This window comes from Azospirillum sp. B4, from assembly GCF_000333275.1.
Lineage (GTDB): Bacteria > Pseudomonadota > Alphaproteobacteria > Azospirillales > Azospirillaceae > Nitrospirillum.
Map to the genome: position 1 here is coordinate 1 of NZ_BACU01000694.1, position 11,382 is coordinate 11,382.

Consider the following 11,382-nt stretch of genomic DNA (forward strand, 5'->3'; position numbering starts at 1 on the left):
TTTCGTCCGGGCCTGTTCGATGGCCAGGATGCGGAACTTGGTGTCGACTGTCGCCCCGGGCGGAGAAGCCGCCGGTGCCGCCGCCGGCCGCCAGCACGCGGTGGCACGGGATCAGGATGGGAATGGGGTTGTTGCCCAGGGCCTGGCCCACCGCCCGCGCCGCTTCCCGGGGCGCCCCGATGCGGCTGGCCACCGTGCCATAGCTCACTGTCTCCCCACGCGGGATGGCGCGGGTGACGGCATAGACGCGGAGGGCGAAGGGATCGAGGCCGGACAGGTCCAGCGGGATGTCGGTGATGTCCACCGCCCCACCCGCCATCAGGGCCCGGATGCGGGCCCGGGCTTCGATGATGACAGGCGGCAGATCGGCTTCACCGGCCGCCCTGGCGCCGGGGAAGCGCCGCGCCAGCCGGGCCTCGGCCCGCTCAGCGCCGCCTTCCGGCAGTTGCGCGCCCACGATGCCGCCCGGCCCCCACACCAGCGCGCAGGCGCCGATGACGGTGTCGAACAGGATGTGGGCGCGGGCCGTCATTCCGCCGCGGCCAGACCCCGGGGCAGCTTGAAGGTAATGTTCTCCACCGCCGTCACGACTTCCTCGATCTGGACGTCATAGCGTTCGCGGCAGGCCTCGATGACCTCCTGAACCAGGATGTCGGGGGCCGACGCGCCGGCGGTGATGCCCAGGATCTTCACATTGTCCATCAGGGACCAGTCGATCTGGGTGGCGCGCTGCACCAGCATGGAGTTGGTGCAGCCATGCTTGGCCGCCACTTCCACCAGGCGCATGGAGTTGGAGCTGTTGGGCGCGCCCAGCACCAGGATGGCGTCCGCCTTCTCGGCGATGGCCTTCACCGCCGTCTGACGGTTGGTGGTGGCGTAGCAGATGTCTTCCTTGCGCGGGCCGGCGATGGCGGGGAAACGGGCCTTCAGCGCGGCCACGATCTGCACCGTGTCGTCCACCGACAGGGTGGTCTGGGTGACGAAGGCCAGGTTCAGGGGATCGTCCACCTGGACCGTGCGCACATCCTCCTCCGATTCCACCAGCAGCACGGCGCCGTTGGGCAACTGGCCCATGGTGCCCACCACCTCCGGGTGGCCGGCGTGGCCGATCAGGATGATCTGGCGGCCGTCTGCATGGTGGCGCTCCGCTTCCCGGTGGACTTTGGACACCAGCGGGCAGGTGGCGTCGAGGTAGAGCATGTGCCGGGTCTCGGCTTGGGCCGGGACCGACTTGGGCACGCCATGGGCGGAGAAGACGACGGGGCGGCCGTCCGGCACCTCATCCAGCTCTTCCACGAAGATGGCGCCCTTGGCCTCCAGGCCCTGGACGACAAAGCGGTTGTGCACGATTTCGTGCCGCACATAGACCGGCGCGCCATACCGCTGCAACGCCACCTCCACGATCTGGATGGCGCGGTCCACACCGGCGCAGAAACCGCGCGGGGAGGCCAGGAGGATGTTGAGCGTCGGCTTGGTCATGGCGATTGGGTCTACTCGGGTTCCGGTAAGCCCGCCCGGGAGCGGGGCTGATCAAGGCGGCGGATCATAAAACGGCGTGTTGGCGGACCGCCAGCGCCGATGCGTTAAATCTCGCCGCCCTTCAATATAGGGACGGCGCAGGCGATGTCTTGTGCCGGTATGGCTGCTTCTCTATTGTCGCGGGGCCCCGACGCCGGCCGGCGTCCAACTCCAGACGAGCCCCGCTTCAATGAACATCCACACGGACACTAATATAGGTTCGCCCACCAGGAAAGGCACCCGCGGCCGCCTGGCCCTGCTTTTGGGGATGCCTCTCATGCTGTCGCTGGCGGCGTGCGCCAACAAGAACGTCGGCTACCGTCCCGGTTGCCCGACCGTGGCCATCGTGCGCGACGCCTCGTCGGTGGGCGTCCCCGGCGCCAACGGTCAGCTCAGCTACACCGCGGTGATGCCCAACATCGAGGGCCGCTGCCAGTATGGCGAGAAGGGCGTGACCATGACGGAGGACCTGCGCCTGGGCGCCAGCACCGGCCCGGCCTATACCGGCGGCCCGCTGCCGCTGACCTATTTCGTCGCCGTCACCGACGCCGACCGCAAGATCCTGACGAAGCAGACCTACAACGTCACGCTGGATGTCAGTGGCGGCAGCGCCGGCTCGGTGGAACGCCTGACCCAGTTCATCCCGCTGAACCCCGAGGTTGACGGCCGCTATTACGAGGTGCTGGTGGGCTTCCAGCTGACGCCGGAGCAGTTGGAGGCGAACATCCGCTTCAACTCCAAGCCGCCGGTGCCGCCGGCGGCACCGGCCGGCAAGTAAGGCGTCGCGCACGGTTCACCGGCCGGGCAGGGGCGCCAGGGCCGGTGAGCTTAAGGGGAAGGCGGGTCGCGGGGCAGCGGCCCGCCTTTACTTTTTAGGCAGCCTTGGATTAGGGTGCGCGTGCGAAGCTGATGACATCTCGCGGGAGAGACCGGTCCCTTGGGACCTCCCATCGAGGACCGGCGCCGAAGGAGCAACCGCCCCCGGAAACTCTCAGGCAAAAGGACCGCGAGAAAGAAGCGCATCTGGAAAGCGGCCCGGCCTCACAGGAACGCCTGCGCGCCATCCTTACAACAGGGTGGCGGAGGATGTTCGAGGCCAAAGCCCACCGACGGAGTAAGCGGGATACCCATTGCCCGTGAATCTCTCAGGGTCCGGGACAGAGGGGGGCGAGCCCTGCATGGAATCCGTCCGTGCGGGGGGAAACTCGTCCGCCGGGAGTCCTTGGCATGTCTACCGATTCGCCCATCCTCACCACGCCCCTGAACGCCCTGCATCGCGAGCTGGGGGCCAAGATGGTGCCCTTCGCCGGCTATGACATGCCGGTGCAGTATCCCCTGGGCGTGCTGAAGGAACATCTGCACACCCGGGAAAGGGCCGGCCTGTTCGACGTGTCGCACATGGGCCAGGTCATCCTGCGCGGCGATGGCGTCGTGGACGCCCTGGAAAAGCTGCTACCCGGCGACCTGAAGGCCCTGAAGCAGGGCCGTGTCCGCTATAGCTTCTTCACCAACGACCAGGGCGGCATCCTGGACGACCTGATGATCGCCAACATGGGCGACCACCTGTTCCTGGTGGTGAACGCCGCCTGCAAGGCGCAGGACATCGCCCACCTGAAGGCGGGATTGCCCGGCATCGAGGTCGAGTACCTGGGCGACGACCGGGGCCTGCTGGCGTTGCAGGGCCCCGTGGCCGCCACCGTGCTGGCCCGCTTCATCCCCGACGTCGCCACCATGCCCTTCATGTCGGTGGTGACCACCAGCCTGAAGGGCATTCCCGTCAGCATCACCCGCTCCGGCTACACCGGCGAGGACGGGTATGAGATCGGCATCGCCCCCGACCGCACCGAGGAAGTCGCCCGCCTGCTGCTGGCGGAGCCCGAGGTAGCGGCCATCGGCCTGGGCGCCCGCGACAGCCTGCGGCTGGAGGCCGGCCTGTGTCTTTACGGCCACGATATCGACACCACCACCACCCCGGTGGAAGGCGGCCTGACCTGGGCCATTTCCAAGCGCCGGCGGGAGGAGGGGGGCTACCCCGGCGACGCCGTCGTCCGTCGCCAGTTGGCCGAGGGCGCCACGCGCTACCGCGTCGGCATTCAGCCGGAAGGTCGGGCCCCGGCGCGTGAACATACCGAAATTCAGGACGCCAGCGGCCAGACGGTGGGTGAGGTCACCTCCGGCGGCTTCGGCCCCAGCGCCAACGCCCCTGTCGCCATGGGCTATGTCAGCGCCGCCAACGCCGCCGTGGGCACGCCCCTGTCGCTGATCGTGCGCGGCAAGGCGCTGCCGGCCAAGGTGGCCGCGCTGCCCTTCGTGCCGCAGCGCTATTACCGTGGCTGATTCCATTCCGGGTCCGGAATGATACCCGCCCGCCCTTGCCCCGCCCTTGCATGATAGCCTTTCCCCCGAGGAGCAGAACCATGACCATCCGTTACACCGAAGACCATGAGTGGATCAGCGTCGACGGCGACGTCGCCACCGTCGGCATCACCACCTTCGCCCAGGGCCAGCTGGGCGACGTCGTGTTCGTCGAGGTGCCCGAAGCCGGCCGCGCGCTGGCGAAGGGCAAGGACGCGGCCGTGGTGGAATCGGTGAAGGCCGCCAGCGAGGTGTTCGCGCCGGTGGACGGCACGGTGGTCGAGGGCAACCAGGCCGTGGTCGAAGACCCCTCCCTGGTCAACAGCGACCCGCAGGGTGCGGGCTGGTTCTTCAAGATGACGCTGGCCAACCCGGCGCAGTTGGACGGCCTGATGGACCAGGCCGCCTACGACGCCTTCGTGGAAGGTCAGCACTGATGCGTTACCTGCCCCTGACCGAGGCTGACCGGCAGGACATGCTGGCGGCCATCGGCGCCCCATCGGTGGACGCGCTGTTCGGCGACGTTCCCGGGGCGGCGACCCTGAGCCAGCCCATCGCCGGCTTGGCGCCCCACCAGGGCGAGCTGCAGGTTGAACGCGCCCTGTCCCGCCTGGCGGCCCGCAATGTGCCCGCCGGCAGCTGCCCCAGTTTCCTGGGCGCCGGCGCCTACCGCCATCATGTGCCGGCGGCGGTGGATCAGTTGCTGACGCGCGGTGAGTTCCTCACCAGCTACACGCCCTACCAGCCCGAGGTGACGCAGGGCACCCTGCAATACCTGTTCGAGTTCCAGACCCAAGTGGCGCTGATCACCGGCATGGATGTGGCCAACGCCTCCATGTATGACGGTGCCACGGCCTGCGCCGAAGCGGTGCTGATGGCCAACCGCGTCACGCGCCGCAACCGCGCCGTGCTGTCGGGCGGCCTGCATCCGCATTACCGCGAGGTCACGGCCACCACCACCGGCGTGCTGGGCGTGGACCTGGTGACCCTGCCGGCCGACCCCAAGGGCGTCGAGGACCTGGTGGCGGCCATCGACGACAAGACCTCCTGCGTCGTCGTGCAGAACCCCACCCTGTTCGGCCACGTCGCCGACCTGACCCCGCTGGCCGAGGCCTGCCACGCCAAGGGCGCCCTGCTGATCGTGGCGGTGACCGAGGTGGTGAGCCTGGGCCTGATGCCGTCGCCCGGATCCATGGGCGCCGACATCGTGGTGGCCGAGGGCCAGAGCATCGGCAACGGCCTGAACTTCGGCGGGCCCTACCTTGGCCTGTTCGCCACTCGCGACAAGTTCGTGCGCCAGATGCCGGGCCGCCTCTGCGGCGAGACGGTGGATGCCGACGGCAAGCGCGGCTTCGTGCTGACCCTCTCCACCCGGGAGCAGCACATCCGCCGTGAGAAGGCCACGTCCAACATCTGCACCAACTCCGGCCTGTGCGCGCTGGCCTTCACCATGCACCTGTCGTTGCTGGGGGAGGTGGGCTTCACCGGCTTGGCCAGGCTCAACCACGCCAAGGCCGTGCAACTGGCGGACAAGCTGGCCGCCGGCGGCGTGACCGTGCTGAACGACGGCTTCTTCAATGAGTTCACCATACAGGTGAAGGGCGACGCCGCCGCCCTGGTCGACACGCTGGCGGCGGAACCGCTGCTGGCTGGCGTGCCCGTTTCCCGCCTTTACCCTGGCCAGGCGGAACTCGCCGGGCTGCTGCTGGTGGCGGTGACCGAGACCACCACCGAAGATGACATGGACGCCCTGGTCCAGGCCCTGGGAGGCCAGCAGTGATGAACACCCAAGGACGCAAGACCACGCCCGACGTCGAATCGGCGGCCGCCACCGAGGCGGGCACCTACACGGGCAACCGCGCGCTGGTGCATGAAGAGCCATTGATCTTCGAACTGGACAATCCTGGCGTCAGCGGCGTGGACCTGGAGGCGGCGCCGGCCGTCGCCAGCCGCCTGGGCGGCCTGAAGGCGCGCGCCGGCATCGGCCTCCCCGGCCTGTCGGAGCCGACGGTGGTGCGCCACTACACGCGCCTCAGCCAGAAGAACCTGGGCATCGACAGCACGATGTACCCGCTGGGCTCGTGCACCATGAAGCACAACCCGCGCCTGAATGAGAAGCTGGCCCGCCTGCCCGGCTTCAGCGACATCCATCCGCTGCAGCCGCAGTCGACCGTCCAGGGCGCCCTGGAACTGATCGACCAGCTGGCCCACTGGCTGAAGACCCTGACCGGCATGCCGGCGGTCGCCATGTCGCCCGCCGCTGGCGCCCATGGCGAGCTGTGCGGCCTGATGGCCATCCGCGCCGCCCTGCAGGCCCGGGGTGAAACCAGCCGCACCCGCGTGCTGGTGCCGGAGTCGGCCCACGGTACCAACCCGGCCACGGCGGCCTTCTGCGGTTTCACCGTGGACGCCATCCCGGCCGAGGCCAACGGCCGTGTGAGCGTCGAGGCGGTGAAGGCCAAGCTGGGCCCCGACGTCGCCTGCATCATGCTGACCAACCCCAACACCTGCGGCCTGTTCGAGCCCCAGGTGAAGGAGATCGCGGACGCGGTGCACGCCGCCGGCGGCTATTTCTACTGTGACGGCGCCAACTACAACGCCATCGTCGGCCGGGTGCGCCCGGCGGACCTGGGCGTGGACGCCATGCATATCAACCTGCACAAGACCTTCTCCACCCCACACGGCGGCGGCGGCCCGGGCTCCGGCCCGGTGGTCCTGTCGGACGCGCTGGCCCCGTATGCGCCGCTGCCCTACGTGGTGCACGGGGCCGATGGCTTCCGCCTGGTGGAGCATGCGGGCGAGGTGGAGGGGGATGCCAAGCCCTTCGGCCGCATGAAGGCCTTCCACGGCCAGATGGGCATGTTCGTCCGCGCCCTGGCCTACATCATGAGCCATGGCGCCGACGGCCTGCGCCAGGCTTCCAGCGACGCCGTTCTGAACGCCAACTACCTGAAGGCGCGGCTGCAGGACCTGATGAGCGTGCCGTTCGACGGCTACTGCATGCATGAGGCCCTGTTCGACGATCGCTTCCTGAAGGACACGGGTGTCACCACGCTGGACTTCGCCAAGGCGATGATCGACGAGGGCTTCCACCCCATGACTATGTACTTCCCCCTGGTCGTGCATGGCGCCTTCCTGATCGAGCCGACGGAGACGGAGTCCAAGGCCACGCTGGACCAGTTCGTCGGCGCCATGCGGCATCTGGCGGGCAAGGCCAAGGCGGGCGACGCCGCCCACTTCCTGGCGGCCCCCCGCTACACCCCCCGCCGCCGTCTCGACGAGACTGCCGCGGCGCGCAAGCCAGTTCTGCGCTGGACGCCGCCTGCGGCGTAAGTGGATGGTCGGGCCGCCCACCTTGGCCCGGCAGCGTCATTGGAAAAGGGCGGAATCCTTGGGTTTCGCCCTTTTTCTTTGACCACTCGGTTGGCTTACCCAAATGGGTTGCAACGCACACAAATCGGCATTGCCCCAGGGGGGCCTAGCTTCCATCGCAATTTCGGCCAAATCTCCCGGCATCACTCATCACGCGGCCGATCCGGCGCCGCGACCTTGCCACCGGGATCCTCCCAAATGTTGACCGTCGCCAGCTTGCCCAGGGTTGAGATCGCCCGCCTGCGCCGTCCGGCGCTGCAGGCTTCCGGCTGGCTGGTCATGGGCCTGGGCGTGCTGTCCCTGCCCATCCCGGGCCCGGTCTCCACGCCGCTGCTGGCGGTGGGTGGCCTGATGGTCCTGCGCAGTTCGGTCTCCGCCCGTCGCCATTATGTGCGGGCCCGTGACCACGCCCCCCGGCTGGTGCGCCCGCTGTTCGGCCGCTTTGACGCCTGGCGCCACCGTCACCGTGCCGCCCAGCATGCCCACGTGAAGGTGCCGGCGGCGTTGGCCGCCGCCAACGACGTGGCGGTCAACGACAGCGTCGCCGCCCTTGCCCTGCGGTCCCCGGCCGGCAACGCTTGAGCGTTCCGCGCCGTCCTGAAACCAATGTCTGGGGCCGAAGCGTGAACACGACGCTTCGGCCTTAGTCTTTTCAACGCCTTGACCATTCCTCAATTGACCGGGACGATGGCGTCGCGCATGGCTCGGGTCCGGCGTCGCGCCTGGAGCGGACAAGGTGCGTGATAAGGGTCGGGGAGGAACGTTGGTGCGATCGGGTAACGCCATCCTGTCGGGATACGGGACCACCATATTCGAGGCCATGTCGCGGCTTGCGGCCACGCACAACGCCATCAACCTGGGTCAGGGCTTCCCCGACGACCGGGGGGCGGAGGATGTGCTGCAGGTGGCCGCCCGGGCGCTGCTGGAGGGCAACAACCAGTATCCCCCCATGATGGGCCTGCCGGCGCTGCGCCAGGCCGTGGCGGCCCACGCGGCGCGCTTCTACGGCCTGGACGTGGACTGGGAGCGGGAGGTGATGGTCACCTCCGGCGCCACCGAGGCGTTGGGCGCCTGCCTGTTCGGCCTGATCGAACCGGGGGACGAGGTGGTGCTGTTCCAGCCGCTTTACGACAGCTATGTCCCCATCATCCGGCGGGCGGGCGGCATTCCCCGCTTCGTGCCCCTGCGGCCGCCGGGCTGGACGGTGGACCCGGACGAACTGGCCGCCGCCTTCAGCCCGCGCACCAAGCTGGTGGTGCTGAACAATCCCTTGAACCCAGCCGCCAAGGTGTGGACGGCGGCAGAGCTTCACCTGCTGGCCGACCAGATCATCGCCCATGACTGCCTGGCTGTGTGCGACGAGGTCTACGAGCACCTGGTGTTCGACGGCCGCCGCCACACGCCGCTGATGGCCCTGCCCGGCATGCGGGAGCGCACGCTGCGCATCGGCTCCGCCGGCAAGACCTTCTCGCTGACGGGATGGAAGGTGGGCTATGTCACGGCGGCGCCCGCGCTGCTGCAGCCGGTGGCCAAGGCGCACCAGTACCTGACCTTCACCACCCCGCCCAACCTGCAGGCGGCGGTGGCCTACGGCCTGGCCAAGGACGACGCCTATTTCGGCCTGCTGGCGGCGGCGCTGGAGGCCAAGCGCGACCGGCTATCGGCCGGCCTGACGTCGGCCGGCCTGCCGGTGCTGCCATCGGAGGGCACGTATTTCGTGGTGGCCGACATCACCGGCGCCCGCGGCCTGCGCCCAGGCGAGGATGACGCCGCCTTCTGCCGTCGCCTGACGATCGATGCCGGCGTGGCCGCCATCCCGGTCAGCGCCTTTTATGAGGAAGGGGCACCCACCCACCTGATCCGCTTCTGCTTCTCCAAGCAGGACGCCATCCTGGACAGCGCCGTCATGCGCCTGAAGGAGTTCTTCGGCCGGTGACGTGTGGGGCTTATACCAGCGGCACGAGATTTTAACTCGTGCCGCTGTAGGACGCGACCGCGTCCGCCGGAGCGAGCACCGTAGGGCGCAGCAAGGAAGCCGAGGCCACGGATGTGGCCGCCCGACGGTTGAGGGGCATTTGAGAGGTCACGATCAAATGCTATTGATTTAGCCCACTTCGTCCCCGGGACGGGGCGGGGCGTCACCCCTGGCCTTGCCGAGAATCTCTAGCAATGCGCCGGGCTTGGCCCTGGCCGATCGCAGCTCGAAATAGCGATCCGCTTCGCCGGTTGAGGCGAGTTGTGCCGTCACCGCCCGCACAATGAAAGCGTTGAGGGATTCCCCCTCCTCCTTGGCGCGCCTTACAGCCGCTTCGTGGGTGCTATCGGGCAGTCGGAGATTCACATTCGTCATTTCAACCTCCTGAGCAACTCACCTGGCCGGAGGACTGGCAGGCCAAAGCGCTCTCCCGCTTTTTTCAGGTCGCGTTGATTAAAGGTCACGATCACGTCGGCGCCGCCGTTCAGGGCCGTTTCCAACACATGGTCGTCATCCGCATCCCTCGCGGAAGGCCGCCATCGGATTTGGATCGATACCCGATGACACAATCGGATCAGATCGTCCAAGGCGGCCTGGATATCCTCTGCCGTTAACCCGGTACGCTGAAGGTAGGCCTGCCGTGTCAAAACGGCTTCATATTCCAGGACCAGGCTGGTGGAGAGAAGAGGCCGAAGCTCGCCCCGTCCAACCCGAAGCAATAGTTGATGTGATGCACCGCTGGCGCTTTCCAGGCCGGCCACCATGACGTCGGTATCGAAGACGACGCGCATCCTGCCCCTGGGTCACGCTTCACGAGCCGCCATTAAGCGGTGGTACTATATACGGTACCATGCCGGATCGCAAATCCGCTTAAAGTCAGAATGGCGGTAGCGCTACCAGCTGCGGCGCAAAAAAAATCAGCCGACGACCTGCAGGCCGCGGCGCTTGCGGTCGAAGGCGCATCCGACCAGCAGGCGGCTGACCTTGCCGTCCGTGCCGGTCCGGGGGGCGCCGCCCAGGGGCAGGACCACCAGGTCGGCGGCGGGAACGTTCAGAAAGGGGATGGCGGGCAGGCCACGCGTCTGGGGCAGGCCATTGTCGGCGCAGCGGCGCAGCATTTCGGCGAACGGCACGGAATTGGGGGTGGGGGGCAGGTCTTCCAACTGCATGCCGGTGGAATCACGGCGCAGCCACAGCACATAGTCGGTGCCAACCCAGTGGACGGTGAAGGCCATCTGGTTGGGGGCCACGTCCACCAGCATCACGGCACCTGGCGAAATGGGCAGATCCACCACCTCGACCTCGTCACTACGGGGAAAAGCGCGGTCGCCGCGCACGATATCCCAATAGTCATGCAGTAGACGCAGATTTGAATTCTGAATTTGCAAAGGGAAACGGGCGACTGTTGTCGCGCCCCAGGTTGCTGGACCAGTCATTGTCGTCTTCCATCCCGTTCGTTCTTGAGACGTCTTTCATCAGCGTCCCAAGTCATGCGGGCTTTTTGCTAAGGGCCCGGCGCGGACGCAAAACGGCAAGGGTCCGCCCTCATCCCGGCAGGGACGCGTGACGGTTGGATTGGATCAGGCAAATAAAACCAGAGCGCCCAGGATCGCGATCCGCGAAAGTCCCGGGGGTAACCCCAATGGGGTAATCAGAAGCACCTAGTAAAAAAACTGCCGGTAAGTCGAAGACTTACCGGCGAGTTGAACAGGGAGGCTTCACGTCTGGGAGACGTTGGGCCCGAAGGCCCACTCCAGGACGGGCATCCTGGAGGAAACATCGGATGCTGCGTCGCAACATCCGATGGCCAATATTTAATCTTTTGATGCCCCGTTTAAAGGGGTGATTAGCTGCTCCAGCTATGCGCCTGGCGCATGCGTCGCTGGGAATGTTTCCGCGACCTTCTTCACCAGGAAATCGCGGAAGACCGCGATGCGCTTGGAATGGCGCAGTTCCTCGGCATAGACGAAGTAGGCGTCGATGCGTGGTCCCGTCACGTCCGGCAGGATGCGGACCAGGTCGGGGGTTGCTCTCGNAAATGATGTAGTCGGGGATGGCCGCGATGCCCAGGCCGCTTTCCACCGCCTTGTATAGGGCGTACAGGCTGTTGACGCGGAAAATGGTGTCACGCTCAACGGCGGGCCGGATCGCCCAGGGCCAGC

The 11,382-nt window shown here is 67.3% G+C and carries 13 protein-coding genes and 1 riboswitch; of the genes, 7 read left to right on the top strand and 6 right to left on the bottom strand.

The window, feature by feature from the left end; translation table 11 throughout:
• Together I55_RS38810 and ispH are read right to left on the bottom strand one after the other, a co-directional pair.
• The coding region (locus tag I55_RS38810; protein WP_064742562.1) for a methylated-DNA--[protein]-cysteine S-methyltransferase at positions 1-532 on the bottom strand (532 nt) is incomplete at its 3' end.
• Complete coding sequence (gene ispH, locus I55_RS31175; RefSeq protein ID WP_044564626.1) at positions 529-1,479, bottom strand: 4-hydroxy-3-methylbut-2-enyl diphosphate reductase; 951 nt, start codon at positions 1,477-1,479, stop codon at positions 529-531. The genes ispH and I55_RS38810, both read right to left, overlap by 4 nt.
• A gap of 316 nt (positions 1,480-1,795) precedes the next feature.
• Here ispH and I55_RS33725 point away from each other — a divergent pair, with 316 nt between their 5' ends.
• The 7 genes from I55_RS33725 to I55_RS31210 all read left to right on the top strand — a co-directional run bounded on the left by I55_RS33725 (position 1,796) and on the right by I55_RS31210 (position 9,181).
• Positions 1,796-2,296, top strand: coding sequence for a hypothetical protein (locus tag I55_RS33725; protein WP_049974678.1), 501 nt, complete (start codon positions 1,796-1,798; stop codon positions 2,294-2,296).
• A gap of 132 nt (positions 2,297-2,428) precedes the next feature.
• A riboswitch (glycine riboswitch) is annotated at positions 2,429-2,535 on the top strand.
• A gap of 210 nt (positions 2,536-2,745) precedes the next feature.
• Positions 2,746-3,855: a glycine cleavage system aminomethyltransferase GcvT gene (gene gcvT / locus I55_RS31185; RefSeq protein WP_044564627.1), complete on the top strand. Its 1,110-nt coding sequence runs from the start codon at positions 2,746-2,748 to the stop codon at positions 3,853-3,855.
• An 80-nt stretch (positions 3,856-3,935) separates the two neighbouring features.
• On the top strand, positions 3,936-4,310 hold the full coding sequence (gene gcvH / locus I55_RS31190; protein WP_044564629.1) for a glycine cleavage system protein GcvH: 375 nt from the start codon (positions 3,936-3,938) through the stop codon (positions 4,308-4,310).
• Positions 4,310-5,653, top strand: coding sequence for an aminomethyl-transferring glycine dehydrogenase subunit GcvPA (gene gcvPA, locus I55_RS31195; RefSeq protein WP_044564630.1), 1,344 nt, complete (start codon positions 4,310-4,312; stop codon positions 5,651-5,653). The genes gcvH and gcvPA overlap by 1 nt, the downstream gene beginning before the upstream one ends.
• On the top strand, positions 5,653-7,206 hold the full coding sequence (gene gcvPB, locus I55_RS31200) for an aminomethyl-transferring glycine dehydrogenase subunit GcvPB (RefSeq protein ID WP_044564631.1): 1,554 nt from the start codon (positions 5,653-5,655) through the stop codon (positions 7,204-7,206). Before gcvPA ends, gcvPB begins: the two co-directional genes overlap by 1 nt.
• 237 nt (positions 7,207-7,443) lie before the next feature.
• A complete protein-coding gene (locus I55_RS33730) occupies positions 7,444-7,827 on the top strand; it encodes a hypothetical protein (protein WP_049974679.1) in 384 nt (127 codons plus the stop codon).
• 184 nt (positions 7,828-8,011) lie between these two features.
• Positions 8,012-9,181: an aminotransferase gene (locus I55_RS31210; protein ID WP_044564637.1), complete on the top strand. Its 1,170-nt coding sequence runs from the start codon at positions 8,012-8,014 to the stop codon at positions 9,179-9,181.
• Between the two features lie 168 nt (positions 9,182-9,349).
• Here the strand turns inward: I55_RS31210 and I55_RS31215 are convergent, their stop codons facing one another.
• The 4 genes from I55_RS31215 to I55_RS39400 form a co-directional block, all read right to left on the bottom strand.
• A complete protein-coding gene (locus tag I55_RS31215; RefSeq protein ID WP_044564632.1) occupies positions 9,350-9,595 on the bottom strand; it encodes a YlcI/YnfO family protein in 246 nt (81 codons plus the stop codon).
• The gene (locus I55_RS31220; protein ID WP_044564633.1) at positions 9,592-10,011 is read right to left on the bottom strand and encodes a putative toxin-antitoxin system toxin component, PIN family; all 420 of its coding nucleotides are present in this window, start codon (positions 10,009-10,011) and stop codon (positions 9,592-9,594) included. The genes I55_RS31215 and I55_RS31220 overlap by 4 nt, the downstream gene beginning before the upstream one ends.
• Positions 10,012-10,137: 126 nt before the next feature.
• Positions 10,138-10,656 (bottom strand): hypothetical protein, encoded by a 519-nt coding sequence (locus I55_RS31225; RefSeq protein ID WP_148294072.1) that lies wholly within the window; start codon positions 10,654-10,656, stop codon positions 10,138-10,140.
• 423 nt (positions 10,657-11,079) lie between these two features.
• Entirely contained in the window at positions 11,080-11,217 is a 138-nt protein-coding gene (locus I55_RS39400) for a hypothetical protein (RefSeq protein WP_307718738.1), read from the bottom strand.
• Positions 11,218-11,382 lie beyond the last annotated feature (165 nt).

What these genes read in the sequence shown, in the direction of transcription:
- I55_RS31225 (WP_148294072.1), bottom strand. Translation starts at nt 10,656, where the DNA reads ATGACTGGTCCAGCAACCTGGGGCGCGACAACAGTCGCCCGTTTCCCT.
- gcvH (WP_044564629.1), top strand. Translation starts at nt 3,936, where the DNA reads ATGACCATCCGTTACACCGAAGACCATGAGTGGATCAGCGTCGACGGC.
- gcvPB (WP_044564631.1), top strand. Translation starts at nt 5,653, where the DNA reads ATGAACACCCAAGGACGCAAGACCACGCCCGACGTCGAATCGGCGGCC.
- I55_RS33730 (WP_049974679.1), top strand. Translation starts at nt 7,444, where the DNA reads ATGTTGACCGTCGCCAGCTTGCCCAGGGTTGAGATCGCCCGCCTGCGC.
- gcvPA (WP_044564630.1), top strand. Translation starts at nt 4,310, where the DNA reads ATGCGTTACCTGCCCCTGACCGAGGCTGACCGGCAGGACATGCTGGCG.
- I55_RS31220 (WP_044564633.1), bottom strand. Translation starts at nt 10,011, where the DNA reads ATGCGCGTCGTCTTCGATACCGACGTCATGGTGGCCGGCCTGGAAAGC.
- gcvT (WP_044564627.1), top strand. Translation starts at nt 2,746, where the DNA reads ATGTCTACCGATTCGCCCATCCTCACCACGCCCCTGAACGCCCTGCAT.
- I55_RS31215 (WP_044564632.1), bottom strand. Translation starts at nt 9,595, where the DNA reads ATGACGAATGTGAATCTCCGACTGCCCGATAGCACCCACGAAGCGGCT.
- I55_RS33725 (WP_049974678.1), top strand. Translation starts at nt 1,796, where the DNA reads ATGCTGTCGCTGGCGGCGTGCGCCAACAAGAACGTCGGCTACCGTCCC.
- ispH (WP_044564626.1), bottom strand. Translation starts at nt 1,479, where the DNA reads ATGACCAAGCCGACGCTCAACATCCTCCTGGCCTCCCCGCGCGGTTTC.